The organism is Curtobacterium sp. MCBA15_016 (assembly GCF_001865105.1).
GTDB lineage: Bacteria > Actinomycetota > Actinomycetes > Actinomycetales > Microbacteriaceae > Curtobacterium.
This window is the reverse complement of the sequence record NZ_MJGR01000020.1, coordinates 73,481-91,773: the sequence shown is the minus strand read 5'-3', so window position 1 is coordinate 91,773 and position 18,293 is coordinate 73,481. Positions and strand designations below refer to the sequence as shown.

The following is an 18,293-nucleotide window of genomic DNA, read 5'->3' as shown; positions in this document are numbered from 1 at the left end:
AAGGGCGAACGGAGGGACCGGGTCAGGCGCACGACGGTCAGCCGATGCCGAGGACGCTGCCGAGGCCGACCGTGAGGCCGCGCATCGACCCCACGGCGGACAGGGCTGCACGGATGCCGGCGACGTAGGCGACGTCGTCGTTCGTGTCGTGCCGGATGGTCAGGGTCTCGCCGGGGCCGCTCAGCACCACGTCCTGCACGGCCGTGACGCCCGGCAGACGGAGCGAGTGGATCGGGACGCTCGCGACCTGCTGCCCCCGCGCGCGCTGGTCGACGTGGGGTGCGTCGACCGGACCGACCTCGCGCCGGGCGTCGGCGATGAGCTCGGCCGTGCGGACCGCGGTGCCCGACGGGGAGTCGATCTTGCCGGCGTGGTGCGTCTCGACGATCTCGACCGAGGGGAACCACGGCGCGGCGATCGTCGCCAGGTGGGTGCCGAGCACGGACCCGATCGAGAAGTTCGGGACCACGAAGACGCCCTGCTCCGGACGCGACTCGAGCCCCGCGCGGAGCGTCGCGAGTCGGTCGCCGGACCACCCGGACGTGCCGACGAGCACGTTCGCGCCGCTCACGAGGGCGTTGTCGACGATCGCGGGGCTGAGCGCCGGGACGGTCACGTCCACCACGATCGCCGCGCCGCCGAACACGTCGGGACCGGCCTCGTGCGCCCCGTCCTTGGAGGACAGGCTCGCGACGAGCTCGAAGTCGGGCAGTTCCTCGACCACGGCGGCCACGAGGCCCCCGAGACGACCGGTGGCGCCGACGACGGCGACGGGAGTGACCATGTCCACCATCCTAGGATCGACGCATGACGCTCGAGGTCAGGACCGTGCCGGCAGACATCCCCGAGGTCGACGCCCTGCTCGACGCGTACCTCGACGAGCGCGAGGCCACGTTCCCGAGCGCGCAGGGGTCGTACTCGCGGAAGCGCACCCCGGCGGCCGAGTTCACGCCGCCGGTCGGCACCTTCGTCGTCGCGTACGACGGAGGTCGCGCGGTCGGGTGCGGCGGCCTCCGTCGGCTCCCCGACGACGGCGACGACGTCCGGTTCGAGGTGAAGCACGTCTTCGTGACTCCGGAAAGACGTGGACGCGGCGTGGCGACGGCGGTCATGGACGCGCTCGAGGCACGCGGTGCGCAGCTCGGCGCGACGGCGATCGTGCTGGACACGAACGACTCCCTCGTCGCCGCCGGTGCGATGTACCGCGGTCGGGGCTACGAGCGGGTACCCGCGTTCAACGACAACCCGAACGCGACCGCCTGGTACCGCAAGCCGGTGCGCTGAGGCGATCCGCGCCTCCGCTCCGAACGGCAGGGCATGGTCCTGCTCCTCCGTGCCCTCGACTCCCCGACCCGCCTGCCGTTCCTCTCGATCTCGCTCGTCCGGGTCGCGCTCGGGCTGTTCTTCGCCGCGTCCGGGTGGAACAAGACCGTGACCGCTCCGGGTCGCGCGGCGATGGCGGAGACGATCCGCTCGATCGGCGCGCCGGTGCCCGAGCTCACAGCTGCCGTGGTCGCGGGCTGCGAGCTCGTCTTCGGCGTGCTGCTCGCCGTCGGCCTCGTGACGCGGGCGGCTGCGGCCGTCCTCGGCGTGATCAGCACGGTCGCGCTCACGACCGTGGCGGTCCACCAGCTCGGGCCGGCGGACGCAGTGACCTGGTACGGCGACCTGCTCTACCTGCCCGAGGTGCTGTACCTGCTCCTCGCGGTGGTGCTGGTCGCGCTCGGCGGTGGGCCGTTCGGGCTGGACCGGGTGTTCCGAGCGCGGGTCGCCGCACTCCGGGCGCGCCGGGCCCGTCAGACGGGCTGACCGACCGGCAGGCCCGTCCTGAGTTCGACGGGCAGGTGCGCCAGGTCGTTGAGCGCGACGACCTCGGCCGGCTTGGCCGAGCGGATCCGGATGATCGTCAGCGCCGTGTGCGCCACGTTCGTCCCCATCCAGCGCCACTCGGGTGCCTGGAACGCCTCGCGCACGAACCAGCCGATGACGGCGTTGTGCGTGATGAGGAGGTCGTGCCGGTCTTCGCGGGCAGGGGTGAACCACTCCGCCACCGCGTCGCCCATCTGGGCCTGCCCGGCGACGATCTCCTCTTCCGTGATGCCGCCGTACCACCCCTGGTAGGCGTGCGGCATGTCCGGCGTCGGACCCGACGGGATGCAGTCGAAGAGCAGGGTCGACGGCTCGGGCTCGATCGCCGGGAGCCGCTGCGACAGGAACGACGCGGTCTCGCTCGGCGCTTCGAGCGGCGAGTGGTAGACGCCGTCGAACGGCACGCCCCCGAGACGGTCCGCGACGAGCATCGCCTGCCGCTTGCCGCGCTCGGACAGCTTGCCGTCCCGCAGCCCGTGTTCGGCGTCCTGGTGTTCTCCGTGCCGGACGAGGTAGAGGTAGTGCGACATGTCGGTGCTCAACCGCCGATCCCGATCGCGGCCGCGAGCTCGTCCTGCTGCACCGCACCGACCACCGAGGTGATCGTGGGCCGGGTCAGGAGGTCGCGGGCCAGGTCGAGGACGTCGTCGGTGGTGACCCGGTCCACGCGCTCGAGGGCGGTGGCCAGGTCGGTGAACTCCCCCGTGCCGAGCTCGGACCGGCCGAGTCGGGTCATCCGGGCGTCGGAGTCCTCGAGCGAGAGCGTGAGCGCCCCCTCGATCTGCCCCTTCGCGCGGCGGAGCTCGTCGCTGGTGATGCCGTCGTCGACCATCCGGCGGAACTCCGCGTCGACGATCTCGACGACCCCGGCGACGTTGTCGGGGGCGCACCCGGCGTAGACGCCGAAGGCACCGTTGTCGAGGTACGCGGGCGCGAAGGAGCTCACCGCGTAGGCGAGTCCGCGGCGCTCGCGCACCTCTTGGAAGAGTCGGGAGCTCATGCCGCCGCCGAGCACGGCGTTGAGCACGCTGAGGACCGGCCGCCGTTCGTCGCGGAGGTCGAGGCCCTGCGACCCGCGGAGCATCGAGACCTGTTCGGTCGGACGGTGCACGACCGAGAGCTTGGGGATCGCCGGGTCCGCCACCGGCTGCGGCGTGCGCCGTGCCAGCGGAGCAGCGTTCGGGGCGCCCTGGAACACGGCCTCGACGAGCTCGCAGAAGCGGTCGTGGTCGATCGCCCCGGCGGCGGTGACGACGATGCCGTTCGGCGCGTAGTGCTCGCGGTAGTGGGCGAGGACCTCGTCCCGCTGCACGGCGCGGATGCTCTCCGGCGTGCCGCCGATCGGCCGGCCGAGGGCGTGCCCGTCGAAGGCCGCGGCGAAGAACGCCTCGCCGGCGACGTCGGCCGGGTCGTCCGCCGCCATCGCCAGCTCTTCGAGGATGACCCCACGCTCGATGTCGAACGCCGCGTCGTCGAGGACGGAGCCGGTGACCATGTCCCCGATGACCGAGACGGCCATCGGGACGTCGGCGTCACGGACCCGTGCGTAGTAGCACGTGTACTCCTTGGCGGTGGCGGCGTTGTGCTCGCCACCGACGGAGTCGAACGAGATCGCGATGTCGAGGGCCGACCGGGTCCGGGTGCCCTTGAACAACAGGTGTTCGAGGAAGTGCGTCGAGCCGTACTGGCCGTCGCGTTCGTCGCGGGAGCCGACCCCGACCCAGAAGCCGAGGCTCGTCGAACTCGCTCCGGGCATGGCCTCGGTCAGGACCCGCACGCCGGACGGGAGGACGGTTCGGCGGACGAAGGCGCCCCCGGACGTCAGGAACGACGTGTCCGGGGCCTCGAGCGGCAACGGCACTGGGTGGTTCATCGCAGACGAGCCTACTGACCCCGGAGCGCCCGCCGCCCAGTTTCCACAGCCGCTCACGGTGTCACTCGAAGTGGGGTACAGATATGGAGGATAGAAAGACTCGTCTGTCTGTCCTCCTTGTGGTACAGTTCTCGTACCGGATCGGAAGCCCCCCTATATTCCGATCCGGTGGCTCGGGACATCAGTCCTCGCGCGGCACGAGTCCCCCCGCTCCGCCGCGGAGCCGATGAGCCCAAGGAGAGCCACGCTGTGACGGTCGATTCCCCCCAACCGACCGTCCAGCGTCTCCCTGGCCCGAGCACGAACCTCGCGTCGCCGGACGGGTCGAGCGTCCCCCCGGCTCCCCGTTCCGGCGGCGCGAAGGTCCGGATCCTCGAGACCGCCACGCGGCTCTTCTACGAAGAGGGCATCCACGGCGTCGGCGTCGACCGTCTCATCTCCGAGGCGAGCGTCACGAAGGCGACGTTCTACAAGCACTACGGGTCGAAGGACAACCTGATCCTGGCCTACATCCGGACGCAGCACGAGCGCGTGCAACAGCGGATGGAACAGCTCATCGCCGATGCCGGCTCGCCCGAGGCAGCCGTCCGGGCCTGGGTCACGGCCCTCGCCGACGAGGTCAACGACCCCGACTTCCGCGGCTGCGCGTTCCTCAACGCCGCCGCCGAGTACCACGACCCGCGCGACCCCGTGCGCGAGGTCGTCGCGATGCACCGCGACTGGTACACCGAGCGACTGGCCGACCTGCTGCAGGAGTCCGGCCACACCCTGCCGGGCGACGGTGCGGACGAGCTCATGCTCGCGCGCGACGGCGCCATGTCCGGCGCGTACGCCGGTGACGCGATCGCGGCGACGGCGGCCCTCGGCCGCGTCGTCGAGCGCGTGCTCGCCGCCTGACGACGCACGTCGCGTCGACGGACGCGACCGTCTGTCGGCCTGGAGGCACGGGTCGGCCCCGCACCGCGCCTCCCGTCCGCCGGTTGACACCGAGCGACATCCGAGCACGCGGGTGTTGGCTGGAGGCATGGCCAACGACCCCAACTGGAACCTCCCCGAGGTCCCGACCTTCACCCTGACCAGCCCCGACTTCACCGACGGCGGCGTGCTCCCGACGTCCGCCCGCGGCACCGACGCCGGCGGCGAGGACCGCTCCCCCGCGCTCGAGTGGTCCGGCGCTCCGGAGGGCACGCAAAGCTTCGTGCTCACGGTGTACGACCCCGATGCCCCGACGGGGTCCGGGTTCTGGCACTGGAGCCTCACGGACGTCCCGGCGTCGGCGACCTCGCTGCCGGCCGGTGCCGGGACCGACGACGCGCTGCTCCCCGCCGAGGCGCTGCGTCGCCGCAACGAGTTCGGGACGGACACGTTCCTCGGCGCGGCACCGCCCGCCGCGCACGGGCCGCACCGGTACTTCTTCACGCTGAGCGCGCTCGACGTGCCCGTCCTCGAGGCGCCCGCCGACGCGACGCCCGCGGTGGTCGGCTTCGTGCTCCGCGAGCACCTGCTCGGCCGCGCGCAGCTCGTCGGCACGCAGGAGACCCCCGCCGCGTAGTCCCACAACGGCGAACGGCCGCCGCCCCGGAAGGGACGGCGGCCGTTCGTGCGTCAGGACGCGGGAGGGATCAGCCCTCGGCCGGGGCCTCGGCGTGGGACTCGTGTCCCTTGCCGCCCTCGGTGTCCACCTCGTCGGCGACGACCGGCGCGAGCGACAGCTTGCCGCGGTCGTCCACCTTGGTGACCTCGACCAGGATCTTCTGGCCGACGCCGAGGACGTCCTCGACGTTCTCCACACGCTTGCCGCCGGCGAGCTTGCGCACCTCGGAGACGTGGAGCAGACCGTCGCGGCCCGGGAGCAGCGACACGAACGCACCGAACGTGGCGATCTTGACGACCGTGCCGAGGAACTGGTCCCCGATCTCCGGGTTCGTCGGGTTCGCGATCGCGTTGACCTGGGCGCGAGCGGCCTCGGCCGACGGACCGTCGACGGCGCCGATGTAGACGGTGCCGTCGTCCTCGATCGAGATGTCGGCGCCGGTCTCGTCCTGGATCCCGTTGATCGTCTTGCCCTTCGGGCCGATCAGCTCACCGATCTTGTCGACGGGGATCTGCACCGAGATGACACGAGGAGCGGTGTCCGCCATCTCGTCGGGGGCGTCGATCGCCTCGTTCAGCACACCGAGGATGGCCGAGCGGGCCTCCTTGGCCTGCTTGAGCGCGGCGTCGAGGACCGACGACGGGATGCCGTCGAGCTTCGTGTCCAGCTGGATGGCCGTGACGAAGTCCGAGGTGCCGGCGACCTTGAAGTCCATGTCGCCGAGCGCGTCCTCGGCACCGAGGATGTCGGTCAGCGCCGCGTAGCGGGTCTGGCCGTCGACGGTGTCGGAGACGAGGCCCATCGCGATGCCCGCAACCGGGGCCTTGAGGGGCACACCGGCGTTGAGGAGCGACAGGGTCGAGGCGCAGACGGAACCCATCGACGTCGAACCGTTGGAGCCGAGGGCCTCGGACACCTGACGGATGGCGTAGGGGAACTCCTCGCGCGACGGCAGCACCGGCACGAGGGCGCGCTCGGCGAGGAAGCCGTGCCCGATCTCGCGACGCTTCGGCGAACCGACACGACCGGTCTCACCCGTCGAGTACGGCGGGAAGTTGTAGTGGTGCAGGTAGCGCTTCTTCGTGACGGGCGACAGCGAGTCGATCTGCTGCTCCATCTTGAGCATGTTCAGCGTGGTGACGCCCAGGATCTGGGTCTCGCCGCGCTGGAAGATCGCCGAACCGTGGACGCGCGGGATCACGGCGACCTCGGCGTCGAGCGGACGGATGTCGGCGAGGCCGCGACCGTCCATGCGGACCTGCTCGGTCAGGATCCGGCCGCGGACGACCTTCTTCGTGACCGACTTGTAGGCACCGCTGACCTGGCCGTTGGCGCTCTCGGGGAGCTCGCCGGCCGTCACCTTGGCGGCGATGGCCTCCTTGACACGGGCCTTCAGGGCGTCGTCGGCGTCCTGACGCTCGAGCTTGCCGGCGATCTTGTAGACGTCGCCGAGCTCGGACAGCGCGATGGCCTCGACCGCGTCGTAGACCTCGGGGGCGTACGGCGGGAAGACCGGGTAGTCCTGGATCTCCTTGGCCGACTGGGCGGCCATCTTCGCCTGCGCCTCGACGAGCTGCTTGAGGAACGGCTTCGCCGCCTCGAGCCCCTGCGCGACGACGGCCTCGTCGGGCTTGGTCGCGCCGCCCTGGATGAGGTCCCAGCTGTGCTCGGTGGCCTCGGCCTCGACCATCATGATGGCGACGTCCTCGTTGCCGGCCTCGTCCGTGACGACACGTCCAGCGACGGTGAGGTCGAAGACGGCCTCGGCGAGCTGCGACGCCTTCGGGAACGCGACCCACTGGTCACCGATGAGCGCGAGGCGCACACCGGCGATCGGGCCGGAGAACGGCAGACCCGAGATCTGCGTCGACGCGGACGCGGCGTTGATCGCGAGCGCGTCGTAGAACTCGTCCGGAGCGATGCTCAGGACGGTGATGACGATCTGGACCTCGTTGCGGAGGCCGTCGACGAACGACGGGCGCAGCGGCCGGTCGATGAGGCGGCAGACGAGGATCGCCTCGGTGCTGGGACGGCCTTCACGACGGAAGAACGAACCGGGGATCTTGCCGGCGGCGTACGAGCGCTCCTCGACGTCGACGGTCAGCGGGAAGAAGTCGAACCCTTCACGCGGGTGCTTGCCGGCGCTGGTGGCCGAGAGGAGCATGGTGTCCTCGTCGAGGTACGCGGCGACCGCGCCCTGCGCCTGCTGTGCGAGCCGACCGGTCTCGAACCGGACGGTGCGCTTGCCGTACTTGCCGTTGTCGAGAACGGCCTCGGCGAACTTGATCTCGGGACCCTCCAAAAGGGTGCCTCCTTGATGTGTTCGGCAGGCTGGGGCCACGGCACCCGATGGTGCGTGCGCGCCGAAGGGATCGGGACGCATGTCTGGCCAGCAGTAGAAGCACTCGGGAAACCGTCCGGCCCGCGAGCCACCACCGATGACCAGCTCCGTGCCCGGCCTGCGCAGTGTTTGTCGTAACGCCCGGGGAAACGGTCCCTGGACGTGATGGACTTTACCAGTCCTCAGGGATTCGGCGGCGAGGCTCACGGCGAACCGGAGTGTCCTCGCTAGCCTGCTGCCATGCGCCTCACCCCCTCCCGGGGCTGGTTCGTCGCGGCCGCAGTGGTCGTCGGCGCGCTCGTCGCCCCCGTCGTCACCGCTGTCCCGGCGAACGCGACGGAGTACCCGAGCTGGCAGGACGTCGAGCACGCGAAGGGCAACGAGCAGACCAAGAAGGCCGAGGTCGCCAGGGTCCAGGCGGCGCTGGAGTCCGCCCAGCAGGCCGCAGCCGTGAAGTCGCAGGCGGCGCTCGTGGCGTCCCAGCGTGCGGACGCGGCCGAGTCGGCACTGGCGTCGGCCACCCAGGCCGCCACGAGCCTCCAGACCCAGGCGGACCAGGCGGCGAAGACCGCGGACCGCGCCCAACAGCGCGCCGGCCAGCTCGCCGCGAACCTCTACCGCGACGGCAGCTCGAGCCAGATGACCACGCGCATCGCGACGGCGAAGGACCCCTCCCAGCTGCTGTACCAGCTCGGCGCGCTCGACCAGCTGTCGTCGACGTGGGCCGGCGTGATGGACGACGCTTCGGTCGCCGCGAGGACCGCGTCCTCGCTGCACGACCAGGCCACCCGTGCCGAGGACGAACGCGCCGACCTGGCCGACGCCGCCGAGACGAAGGCGAGCGCGGCGAAGGACGCCGAGGCCGCCGCCGACGCCGCGGTCGACGACACGCAGCAGCACAGCGACGAGCTGTACGCCCAGCTGGCGTCGCTCAAGGACACCACCGCGAAGACCGAGCAGCGCTACCAGCTCGGCGTGCAGGTCGCGGCGCAGAAGGCCGAACAGCAGCGGAAGCGCGAGGAGGCGGCCGCGGCAGCAGCAGCCGACGCGGCACCGAGCCCCGCCGTCCCGTCGACGAGCGGCGGCGGTTCGTCCTACCCGAGCACGGGCGGCGTCGTGGTCGACCCGGCGGGTGCCCAGGCGTACGCCCGCAGCGCCATCGGGTCGTACGGGTGGGGGTCGGACCAGTTCTCGTGCCTGGTGTCCCTGTGGACGCAGGAGTCCGGCTGGCGTGCGAACGCCCTGAACGTCTCGAGCGGTGCGTACGGCATCCCCCAGTCGCTCCCGGCGGAGAAGATGTCCGTCGCCGGCGCGGACTGGCGGACGAACGCGGCGACCCAGATCAACTGGGGCCTCGCCTACATCCACGACGCCTACGGCTCGCCGTGCGGGGCGTGGAACCACGAGATGAGCGTCGACCCGCACTGGTACTGATCAGCCGTCGTCGGCGGGCCAGCCCCCGATCCGGACGACGGCGCCGTCCGCAGCGACCAGGCGTGCCGCGCGACCGCTCCGCCGGAGCATCTCGGTGGCACCGTGTCCACGGACGACCGCCGCGGTCGTCATCGTGTTCGCGGTGACGCACGACGGGGCGACGACGGTCACCGAACGCCAGACCGGTTCGGCCGGCAGCCCCCACCGCGGGTCGAGGATGTGGTGCCGGGCGTGGCCGTCCTGCTCCCACCGCCGCTTCCGGGTACTCGAGGTCGCGACGGACCAGCCGGAGGCGATCCGCACGTGGCCGGCGGGGTCGTCGTCGAGGTCCTGCACCCGGACCTGCCAGCCGCCGGACGGGTCGGGCCCGGCGGTCGCGACGTCCCCGCCGAGCGAGACGAGCGCGCCGATGCCGAGGCGGGCGGTGATGCTCGCCGCGGCCATGTCGGCAGCGGCGGCCTTGGCGGTGGCACCGAGGTCGAGCGTGACGCCCTCGGGCACGCGCAGGAAGGTGCCGGACAGCAGGACCCGCTGCCACGCCGGGCGACCGTCGAGCGCTCGGGCCACGGCCTCGGGCGTCGGCACGGGTGGGGCGTCGGCGAACGCGGCGTCGTAGCCCAGCGACGCCATGCGGGCGCCGAGGGTCGGGTCGACGTCGCCGTCGGAAGCACGTGCGGCGTCGAGCGCCTGGTGCACGAGTGCGGCGAGGAGCGGGGAGACCTCGGCGCCGCGCACCAGGTCGGCTGCGCGGGCGACGAGCTCGGAGTCGCTGCGGAAGCGGCTGCACGCCGCGTCGACGGCGGCGGTGACCTCGACGACGCACGCCCGTGCGGCGGCGAGGTGGCGGCGGTCACGGCGGTCGAGGACGACGCGGGCGGTGGTGGTCCAGAGGTCCCACTCGGCTGCGGCACGCACGGTCACGATCCCGTCGTGGTCGCGTCGGAGGCGCCGGAGCCACCGGTCGTGCCCTGGCTCACGCCCTGGTCGGTCGAGATCCCGGCGTCGGTCGAGCTCCCGGTGTCGGACGAGGTCCCGGAGTCGGTCGCGGTCCCGGCGTCGGACGAGGTCCCGGCGTCGGACGAGGTCCCGGCGTCACTCGTCGACGAGTCGGCCGAGCCCGTCGTGGCCTGCTCGTGCCCGAACCACACCCCGGCCCCGGTCAGCGCCGCGACCACGAGCCCGCCCACGCTGACGAGCGCACTCGTCGTCCAGCCGGGTCGCCGGCCGTTGCCCCTGGTGTCCATCGGTCCTCCTCGTCGTCGCGATCCGTCGTCACGACGAGGTTCCCGAGCCCACCGGTGAGCGGGCCGGGCGGAGGCTGCACCCCCGCCCGACGACCCCTGTGGCCGGCCTAAGAGCGCACGGCCGAGTGGCCGAGCCCACCGAGCAGGGACGCGAAGTCCGCCGTCTCGGGGAGCGCGTCGGCTTCCTGCGGGGTCCGACGGGAGGCGCGGATCGCCCAGGCAAGGTCTTCCCCGGCCCGGCGGATGCGACCGTCCAGTGCGGCCGAGTCGCCCTCGCTCCCCCAGTCGTCGGTGGCGGCGAACACACCGGTGGGGACGACCGCGGCGCGGAGGTACGCGAACACCGGACGCAGCGCGTGCTCGATCGCGAGCGAGTGCCGTGCGGTGCCGCCGGTGGCTCCGAGCAGGACCGGCATGTCGGCGAGCGAGTCCTTGTCGAGCACGTCGAGGAACGACTTCGCCAGACCGCTCACGCCGGCGGTGAAGATCGGCGTGACGAACACCAGGGCGTCGGCCTCGACGACCGTCGCCATCGCGGCGGACAGCGCCGGTGCGGCGAACCCGGTGAGCATCGCGTCGGTGATCTCGTGCGCCAGCGGACGCAGGTCGACGTGCAGGACGTGCGCCGCGCCTCCTGGCAGGCCGGACGGGCTCGGTGCAGCGAGCGCCGCGATCGTGGCCTCGCCCAGGCGGTCGGCGAGCAGGCGGGTGGAGCTGGGCTCGGAGAGCCCGGCGGAGACGACGGCGATGGTGGTCATGGTGAGTCCCGACTTTCGATGCGTTTGCATGAACATCGTACCCAACCGCACGTTCCCCGCAACCATTCCCGGGGAACGGAGAACGCCCCGGTCCTCGTGTGAGGGCCGGGGCGTTCGGTCAAGCCGTGGGTCGGTCGACTAGCGACGCAGGCCGAGACGCTCGATGAGCGCACGGTAGCGGGCGATGTCGACGTCGGAGAGGTAACCGAGGAGACGGCGACGCTGACCGACCATGAGCAGCAGACCACGACGCGAGTGGTGGTCGTGCTTGTGCTCCTTGAGGTGCTCGTTCAGGTCGTTGATACGACGCGTCAGAACGGCGACCTGGACCTCGGGGGAACCGGTGTCGCCCGGGTGGGTCGCGTACTCTTCGATGATCTCCTGCTTGACCTTCGCGTCAAGTGCCATGCGTAGATCCCCTTTCAGTCCGTTGCGCGGTGCCCGTGCCTGATGCACGAGCGCTCTTTGTCCGCGGCCGTTCGACGGCAACCGCGCAAGACTACCAGATCGCTAGACGGTCCTGGCGCGCAGCCGACGCCGACGCGGTGCCGGCAAGAGACTGCGGACGAGGCCGACGAGCGTCGCGCCGAGCAGACCGCCGAGGCCGTTCGACAGGACGTCGCGCGGATCGGCCACGCGGTAGGGCAGGTAGGTCGCCTGCGCGAACTCGATGCCGGTGGAGAGCACGACCGCGACGACCGCACCGAGGATCCACCACCGGCGCGGGAGCCACAGCGCGGCGAGCATCCCCACGGGCACGAACATCGCGATGTTGGCGAGGAACTCCACGCGGTCGTAGCTGAACCACGTGCCGTGCGGGAGCTGCTGCACCCAGGCGATCGCGTGCAGGACGAGGGAGTTCTGCGCCGCCGAGAAGACCTGCGGGGTCAGCGTCATCCGCCAGATCACCCAGGCGTACGCCGCGGTCAGGGCGAGGAGGAGGAGCTTCCGGAACATCCGGCCAGTCTGGGACACGGTCCTGGCAAGAAGCGGCGGCGACGCTGGGTGAACGCCCGGCGGGACGGGCCGGGCCTGGGCACGCCGGGGTCGCACCTGCGAGCATGGGCGCATGCCGAGTCTCGAGGGAACCCGTGCACGCCGCAGCCCCGGCCGTCGTCAGTGGACGTGGATCGGGCTCGCCGCGGTCGTCGTCGCCGCGCTCGTCGTGACGCTCGTGCTGGTGCTCCCCCGCGGCACCGAGCCCACCGGCAGGCAGGTCGCCGAGCGGAAGACGGCGTCCGAGGCGTTCCCCGGCGGCCTCGCGGAGCAGCCCGAGGCCGAGAACCAACCCGGCAAGCGGGAGTCCGAGGCCCGTGCCGACGGCGACGACACCACGGCCCGGAAGATCGCCGTCATCGCGGACGAGCCGATCGCCACCTGGCTGACGAACACCTCGGTGTCCGAGACGCGTCAGACCATCCGGGACGTCGTCCGCAGCGCCGAGCGGCAGCGGAAGACACCGGTGTTCGTCCTCTACAACGTCCCGGACCGCGACTGCGGCAGCTACTCCAAGGGCGGGACCGCCGCGGACGAGTACCTGCCGTGGGTCCGGTCGGCGGTGCGGGCCATGGCGGGTTCCCGGGCCGTCGTGCTCGTCGAGCCGGACGCCATCGCCCAGATCCAGGTGTGCAAGCGCCTCGAGCAGGACCGCCTGCCCCTGATCCGCAAGGCCGTCGACGAGCTCAGCGGCCACGGCCTCACCGTGTACCTCGACGGCGGGAACGAGAACCGCGTGCCGACGGCGACGATGGCGAAGTGGCTGCGCGAGGCCGGGGTCGACCGGGTGCAGGGCTTCTTCACGAACGTCTCGAACTTCTACCGGGTCGACCAGGAACGCGCCTACGCCGATCGGCTCGCGGACGCGATCGGCGGCGACCCGCACTTCGTCATCGACGTCTCGCGCAACGGTCAGGGCTGGCGCGGCACGTGGTGCAACCCGGACGGCGCCGGCCTCGGCCAGGCCCCGCACGTCACCCGCGGCTCCACCCGGCTCGACGCGCTGCTGTGGGTGAAGACGCCGGGACTGAGCGACGGCACCTGCAACGGCGGGCCGGCCGCCGGACAGTGGTGGGAGTCGTACGCCCTCGGGCTCGTGGAGAACCGCAAGCAGGACTGACCGCGGTGTCGGTGCCCGGTGGTTGCATGACGCCATGACCCCGACCGACCGCATCCGATCCGTCGTCCCGCCCTACCTGCTCCGCGCCGTCGCCGATGCCCGGGGCTTCCCACGCGCGGCCTCGGCGGCACGGACGGCGCTGGCGTCGCTCGACACCGTCCAGCGTCCGAAGCACGAGCACCGGGTCCGTCCGCAGGGCGTGAGCGGCACGGTCGACCGGTCGCCGCAGCGGACCATCTCCGACGCGCACGGCAGCACCACGCTCCCGGGCACCCCGGTCCGGCGCGAGGGCGACCCGGACTCCGGCGACCCCGCGGTGGACGAGGCGTACACGGGCCTCGGCGACACCCACGCCTTCTGGCTCGAGGTGTTCGGCCGGGTGTCGATCGACGGCGCAGGCCTCCCCCTCGACGCCACGGTGCACTACGGGCAGGACTACGACAACGCCTACTGGGACGGCAGCCGGATGGTGTTCGGCGACGGCGACGGCGAGGTCTTCAACCGCTTCACGATCGCGGTCGACGTCATCGGCCACGAACTCGCGCACGGCGTGACCCAGTACACCGCCGACCTCACGTACGAGGGGCAGTCCGGGGCGCTGAACGAGTCGATCAGCGACGTCTTCGGCTCGCTCGTCGCCCAGTACGCCCGACGCCAGAGCGCTGACCAGGCGTCGTGGCTCATCGGCGAGGGGCTCTTCACCCCGGCCGTGCACGGCGTCGCGCTGCGGTCGATGCGGGCTCCGGGCACCGCCTACGACGACCCGGTGCTCGGGAAGGACCCGCAGCCCGCGACGATGGCCGGGTACGTCGACACCACCGAGGACTCCGGCGGCGTGCACACGAACTCCGGCATCCCGAACCACGCCTTCTACCTGGCCGCCACGGCGATCGGCGGCAACGCGTGGGAAGGCGCCGGAGCCGTCTGGTGGGACGCCCTCACGTCCGACGCCGTCACCGCCTCGATCGACTTCGCCGGGTTCGCCACCGTCACCGTCGACGCCGCACGCACGCGCTTCGGGGACGGGTCGGCGCAGCACACCGCGGTGCAGGACGCCTGGCGCACGGTCGGCGTGCTCGACTGAGCCGGGCTGCCGGCGTACCGTCGGGGGCATGCACATCGACGTCCGCCGCAGTGGGGGCATCGCCGGCACCACCAGGGGTTGGCGCGTCGACACCGATGCCTGCGACGACCCGGGCGCGTGGTCGGCGCTCGTCGGTGCCCTGCCCCGCGACGCCCCGAGTGCCCCTGCGCCGGGCGTCCGCGACGACTTCACGTGGACGATCACCGTCGAACGGACGACGGTCACGATCCCCGGCACCCGCCTCGACGGCCCGTGGGCGGCACTGGTGACGCGCGTGCGGGCCGAGGGCACCCCGACCTGACGGACGTGCGCCGCGCCTCCCGTGCGCCCGCGCATCGCTTCGTGCGCTCGCGCGTTCGCTTCGTGAGCAGAAACGGTCGGGTCGCCGACGCGCACCCGACCATTCCTGTTCACGAAGTGACGCGCCGCGCTCAGGAAGTGACGCGCGCCGCGCTCAGGCGACGTCGACGACGGTCAGGCGGCGCGTCGGGCGCGTCATGGCGACGTACACGGCGGCAGCCGCACGCGCCGCGTCCGCACCGACCCGCTCCGGGTCGACCAGCAGCACCCCGTCGAACTCGAGCCCCTTCGCATCGGCGCCCGTGAGCACCGTGACGGACCCCGGCCGGGGCGACCCGAGCGACCGGACGTCCACCTCGGTCCGGGCCAACCGCTCGCGGACCGCGTCCACGTCCGCCTCGGGCACGATGACGCCGATCGTGCCCGCGCCGATGTGCTCCCGCTCGCTGCCGACGATCGCGGCGACCGTGTCGAGCACCTCGGCCCGGCCGGACGTGACGCGCACCACGGGGTCGCCGTCGCGCACGGCCTCGGTCCGAGTGACCGCGAGGCCGGCGGCGTCCGCGAAGGCCCCGGCGGCCTCGACGATCGAGCGCGGCGTGCGGTAGTTGACGGTGAGTTCCTCGACGCGGTGCTCGATCGGCACCTGGGGCGCACGGCCCCGACGACGGCGGGCGAGGGCGCCGACGACGTCGTCCCACGTGCGGGCGGCCCCGGGCGAGGACCCCTGCGCCATGTCCCCCACGATCGTGAACGAGCGGAGCGGGTTCCGGCGGGCGAGCACCCGCCACTGCATCGGGGAGAGCTCCTGCGCCTCGTCGACGACGATGTGGCCGTAGGTCCACTCGCGGTCCTCGGCGGCGCGCTCGGCGGTGGAACGGGGGTCGCCGCCCTCGGCGAAGGAGCCGGCGACCTGCTCGGCGGTGACGATGCCCTCGACGCCCATGTTCTCGATGGCCTGGCGGGCGTTCTCGATGTCGCGGTTGCGGCTGGCCTTCGCCGCGCGCTTGGCGGCACCGCCGGTGGGGTCGAACGGGCCGAGGAGCTCGGCGGCCTCGTCGAGGAGCGGGACGTCCTCGACCGTGAACGCGGCTCCCCGCTCACGCAGCAGCAGGGCCCGGCGCTCCGGGGTCCAGTGGGGGGTGAGCGAGGCGAGCCAGTTCGGCCGGGCGTACAGGTCCTCGAGGAGCTTCTCCGGCGGCAGCGGGAGCCACGCGGTGTTGAGGAGCACGCGGGCGTCGTACGACGACCGGATGTCCTCGCGCAGGACCTTCTCGTCCGCCTCGTCGACGGTGGTCCCGCGCTGGCGGAGCTGCTCGGCGAGCAACCGCGTCATGGCGTCGAGCGCGGTCTTGTTGAACGTGACGCGGGCGGCGTTGTGGGGCTTCCCACGGTCCTGCGCACGCTTCATGGCGTCGGCGACGAGCTCGGGCGGCACGACGAGCCGCTCCCCCTCGACGTCGAGCGTGACCGACTCGGTCGGGACGACCTGGCGGGACCGCACCGCGCGACGGAGCAGCTGCGCCATCTCGGCCGAGCCCTTCACCGCGGCGACGTCGCGCTGGTCGTGCTTCGTCGCGTGCACGCCCGGGTAGAGCGAGCCGAGCGAGGCCATCACCACGCCGGTCTCGCCGAGCGACGGGAGCACCTGCTCGATGTAGGTCAGGAACGCCGGCGACGGGCCGACCATGAGCACGCCGGACCCTCGGAGCCGCTCGCGGTACGAGTACAGCAGGTAGGCCGCACGGTGCAGGGCCACGGCGGTCTTGCCCGTACCGGGGCCGCCCTGGACGATGAGCACGCCCTCGAGCGGGGAGCGGATGATCCGGTCCTGCTCGCCCTGGATCGTCGCGACGATGTCGGTCATCCGGCCGGTGCGCTCGGCGGTGACCGCGGCGAGGAGCGCGCCCTCGCCCTGCAGGTGCGTGCGCTCGTCGTCGTAGAGCGTGGCGTCGAAGACCTCGTCCTCGATGCCGACGACGCTGCGGCCGTCGAGGGTCAGGTGCCGGCGGGCGCGCATGCCCATCGGGTGCGCGGCGGTCGCCTGGTAGAAGGCGCTGGCACCGGGGACACGCCAGTCGAGCAGGAGCGGTCGGTGGTCGCGGTCCCGCAGGCCCACGCGGCCGATGTAGCGGAACGAGTCCTCGTCGCTGTCCGGCTCGGACACCTCGAGCCGTCCGAAGACCAGGCGGTCGCCGACGCGCTCGAGCGTCGCGATGGTGTCCTCGTAGAGCCGGGCGTACGCGTCGCGTTCACTCCGGCTCTGGTGGTTCCCGCCGACCGCCTGACGACGGGTTTCGGCGAGACGCTGTTCGGCCTCGGCGGTCAGCTCGTCGAGACGGCCGAACAGGCCGTCCACGTAGCCGCGCTCGCGGTCGATCTCGGTCGGTTCTGACACACACAACCCTTCGGGACAGGGGAACCCAGTGTAGTCCCCCCATCCCGAAGTGAGGCTTCCTACATCTCTTCGTGCGTGTCCGGGTCGCCGTCCCAGAGGCGTCCGCGCTCGAGGCCGGAGATCGCCGCGACCTCGGCGTCGGTCAGCTCGAAGCCGAAGACGTCGAGGTTCTCGCGCTGCCGGGCCGCGTCGCCGGACTTCGGCACCGGGACGGCACCGATCTGGACGTGCCAGCGGAGCACGACCTGCCCGGGGGTGACCCCGTGCGCGGCGGCGGCGGCGACGATCGGCTGCTCCGTGAGGAGTTCCGACCGCTTCGCGAGGGGGCTCCAGCTCTCGGTCACGATGCCGAGCTCCTGGTGCACCTTCCGCAGTTCGCCCTGCGGGAAGTACGGGTGCAGCTCGACCTGGTTCACGGCCGGGGCGACACCCGTGGCGTCCACGATGCGACGCAGGTGCTCCGGGGTGAAGTTCGAGACGCCGATCGAGCGGACCTTGCCGCTGTCGCGGAGGTCGACGAATGCCTTCCAGGTGTCGACGAACTTGTCCACCGACGGGTTCGGCCAGTGGATCAGGTAGAGGTCGACCGAGTCGAGGCCCAGGTTGCCGAGGGTCTCGTCGATCGAGCGGTGCGCCTCGTCGTAGCCGTGGTGGCGGCCGGGGAGCTTCGACGTGACGACGAGGTCCTCGCGCGCCACCTCGGACTCGCGGACGGCCCTGCCGACGGCGTCCTCGTTGCCGTAGTTGAGCGCGGTGTCGAGCAGCCGGTAGCCGCCCGCGATCGCCGTCCCGACGGCCGCGGCGCCCTCGTCGCCGTTCAGCCCGTAGGTGCCGAGGCCGAGCTCCGGGAACCGGTGTCCGTCGTTCAGCTCGATGGTCGGTGCGCCGACCTGCATCAGCGGACCCCGAGCAGGTCGATCACGAAGATCAGGGTCTTGCCGGACAGGAAGTGGCCACCGCCGGCGGGGCCGTAGGCGAGCTCCGGCGGGACGACGAGCTTGCGGCGCCCGCCGACCTTCATGCCGGGGATGCCCTCCTGCCAGCCGCGCACCAGGGCGGCGAGCGGGAAGTCGATCGGCTCGCCGCGGTTCCACGAGCTGTCGAACTCCTCGCCGGTCTCGTACTCGACGCCGGCGTAGTGCACCTTGACGGTCGACCCGGCGGAGGCCACGTCGCCGGAGCCCTCGACGATGTCGGTGATGACGAGCTCGGTGGGGGCGGGGCCCTCGGGGGCGTCGAACTCGGGCTTGCTGTTCAGGTCAGTCATGCCCGCCAGTCAACC

The 18,293-nt window shown here is 72.2% G+C and carries 20 protein-coding genes; 8 read left to right on the top strand and 12 right to left on the bottom strand.

What is annotated here, in order from left to right; translation table 11 throughout:
* Positions 1-37: 37 nt before the first annotated feature.
* A complete protein-coding gene (locus BIV03_RS09055; RefSeq protein WP_070419133.1) occupies positions 38-784 on the bottom strand; it encodes a 4-hydroxy-tetrahydrodipicolinate reductase in 747 nt (248 codons plus the stop codon).
* 23 nt (positions 785-807) lie between these two features.
* Here BIV03_RS09055 and BIV03_RS09050 point away from each other — a divergent pair, with 23 nt between their 5' ends.
* Positions 808-1,284, top strand: coding sequence for a GNAT family N-acetyltransferase (locus BIV03_RS09050; protein ID WP_071295426.1), 477 nt, complete (start codon positions 808-810; stop codon positions 1,282-1,284).
* A gap of 33 nt (positions 1,285-1,317) precedes the next feature.
* Complete coding sequence (locus tag BIV03_RS09045; RefSeq protein WP_071295425.1) at positions 1,318-1,809, top strand: DoxX family protein; 492 nt, start codon at positions 1,318-1,320, stop codon at positions 1,807-1,809.
* Here the strand turns inward: BIV03_RS09045 and BIV03_RS09040 are convergent.
* Both BIV03_RS09040 and BIV03_RS09035 read right to left on the bottom strand, forming a co-directional pair.
* The gene (locus BIV03_RS09040) at positions 1,797-2,399 is read right to left on the bottom strand and encodes a histidine phosphatase family protein (protein ID WP_070419134.1); all 603 of its coding nucleotides are present in this window, start codon (positions 2,397-2,399) and stop codon (positions 1,797-1,799) included. The genes BIV03_RS09045 and BIV03_RS09040 overlap by 13 nt on opposite strands.
* An 8-nt stretch (positions 2,400-2,407) precedes the next feature.
* Positions 2,408-3,742: a pitrilysin family protein gene (locus tag BIV03_RS09035; RefSeq protein ID WP_070416515.1), complete on the bottom strand. Its 1,335-nt coding sequence runs from the start codon at positions 3,740-3,742 to the stop codon at positions 2,408-2,410.
* Positions 3,743-3,991: 249 nt separating this feature from the next.
* On the opposite strand from BIV03_RS09035, the gene BIV03_RS09030 reads away from it, so the two are divergent.
* Together BIV03_RS09030 and BIV03_RS09025 are read left to right on the top strand one after the other, a co-directional pair.
* Positions 3,992-4,639 carry a TetR/AcrR family transcriptional regulator gene (locus BIV03_RS09030; RefSeq protein WP_071295424.1) on the top strand — a complete coding sequence of 216 codons (648 nt, stop codon included), beginning with the start codon at positions 3,992-3,994 and terminating at the stop codon, positions 4,637-4,639.
* A gap of 127 nt (positions 4,640-4,766) precedes the next feature.
* Entirely contained in the window at positions 4,767-5,294 is a 528-nt protein-coding gene (locus BIV03_RS09025; RefSeq protein ID WP_071295423.1) for a YbhB/YbcL family Raf kinase inhibitor-like protein, read from the top strand.
* Positions 5,295-5,364: 70 nt separating this feature from the next.
* On the opposite strand, the gene BIV03_RS09020 is transcribed toward BIV03_RS09025, so the two are convergent.
* Positions 5,365-7,638 (bottom strand): polyribonucleotide nucleotidyltransferase, encoded by a 2,274-nt coding sequence (locus tag BIV03_RS09020; protein ID WP_071295422.1) that lies wholly within the window; start codon positions 7,636-7,638, stop codon positions 5,365-5,367.
* Between the two features lie 279 nt (positions 7,639-7,917).
* Here BIV03_RS09020 and BIV03_RS09015 point away from each other — a divergent pair, with 279 nt between their 5' ends.
* Positions 7,918-9,111, top strand: a complete 1,194-nt coding sequence (locus BIV03_RS09015; RefSeq protein WP_071295421.1) for a hypothetical protein — start codon at positions 7,918-7,920, stop codon at positions 9,109-9,111.
* Here the strand turns inward: BIV03_RS09015 and BIV03_RS09010 are convergent, their stop codons facing one another.
* From BIV03_RS09010 to BIV03_RS08990, 5 genes are all read right to left on the bottom strand, one after another.
* On the bottom strand, positions 9,112-10,032 hold the full coding sequence (locus BIV03_RS09010; protein WP_217637363.1) for an FAD:protein FMN transferase: 921 nt from the start codon (positions 10,030-10,032) through the stop codon (positions 9,112-9,114).
* Positions 10,029-10,355 (bottom strand): hypothetical protein, encoded by a 327-nt coding sequence (locus BIV03_RS09005; RefSeq protein ID WP_071295419.1) that lies wholly within the window; start codon positions 10,353-10,355, stop codon positions 10,029-10,031. Before BIV03_RS09005 ends, BIV03_RS09010 begins: the two co-directional genes overlap by 4 nt.
* 107 nt (positions 10,356-10,462) lie before the next feature.
* On the bottom strand, positions 10,463-11,113 hold the full coding sequence (locus BIV03_RS09000; RefSeq protein WP_071295418.1) for a CE1759 family FMN reductase: 651 nt from the start codon (positions 11,111-11,113) through the stop codon (positions 10,463-10,465).
* A gap of 138 nt (positions 11,114-11,251) precedes the next feature.
* Entirely contained in the window at positions 11,252-11,521 is a 270-nt protein-coding gene (rpsO, locus tag BIV03_RS08995; protein ID WP_070416523.1) for a 30S ribosomal protein S15, read from the bottom strand.
* A 102-nt stretch (positions 11,522-11,623) separates the two neighbouring features.
* Positions 11,624-12,070: a VanZ family protein gene (locus BIV03_RS08990; protein ID WP_175473608.1), complete on the bottom strand. Its 447-nt coding sequence runs from the start codon at positions 12,068-12,070 to the stop codon at positions 11,624-11,626.
* A gap of 112 nt (positions 12,071-12,182) precedes the next feature.
* Between BIV03_RS08990 and BIV03_RS08985 the strand changes: the two genes are divergently transcribed.
* The 3 genes from BIV03_RS08985 to BIV03_RS08975 are packed head-to-tail and all read left to right on the top strand — an operon-like array spanning position 12,183 to position 14,614.
* Entirely contained in the window at positions 12,183-13,229 is a 1,047-nt protein-coding gene (locus tag BIV03_RS08985) for a glycoside hydrolase family 6 protein (RefSeq protein WP_083403315.1), read from the top strand.
* A 34-nt stretch (positions 13,230-13,263) separates the two neighbouring features.
* A complete protein-coding gene (locus BIV03_RS08980; protein WP_071295417.1) occupies positions 13,264-14,313 on the top strand; it encodes a M4 family metallopeptidase in 1,050 nt (349 codons plus the stop codon).
* A 28-nt stretch (positions 14,314-14,341) separates the two neighbouring features.
* On the top strand, positions 14,342-14,614 hold the full coding sequence (locus tag BIV03_RS08975; protein WP_071295416.1) for a protealysin inhibitor emfourin: 273 nt from the start codon (positions 14,342-14,344) through the stop codon (positions 14,612-14,614).
* A gap of 153 nt (positions 14,615-14,767) precedes the next feature.
* Here BIV03_RS08975 and BIV03_RS08970 read toward each other — a convergent pair whose 3' ends face one another.
* From BIV03_RS08970 to BIV03_RS08960, 3 genes are read right to left on the bottom strand one after another with little or no spacing between them, the layout of a single operon-like run.
* Positions 14,768-17,011 carry an ATP-binding domain-containing protein gene (locus BIV03_RS08970; RefSeq protein ID WP_175475780.1) on the bottom strand — a complete coding sequence of 748 codons (2,244 nt, stop codon included), beginning with the start codon at positions 17,009-17,011 and terminating at the stop codon, positions 14,768-14,770.
* A gap of 59 nt (positions 17,012-17,070) precedes the next feature.
* Positions 17,071-17,907, bottom strand: coding sequence for an aldo/keto reductase (locus tag BIV03_RS08965; protein ID WP_071295414.1), 837 nt, complete (start codon positions 17,905-17,907; stop codon positions 17,071-17,073).
* On the bottom strand, positions 17,907-18,278 hold the full coding sequence (locus BIV03_RS08960) for an FKBP-type peptidyl-prolyl cis-trans isomerase (RefSeq protein WP_092094011.1): 372 nt from the start codon (positions 18,276-18,278) through the stop codon (positions 17,907-17,909). Before BIV03_RS08960 ends, BIV03_RS08965 begins: the two co-directional genes overlap by 1 nt.
* Between the last annotated feature and the right edge of the window lie 15 nt (positions 18,279-18,293).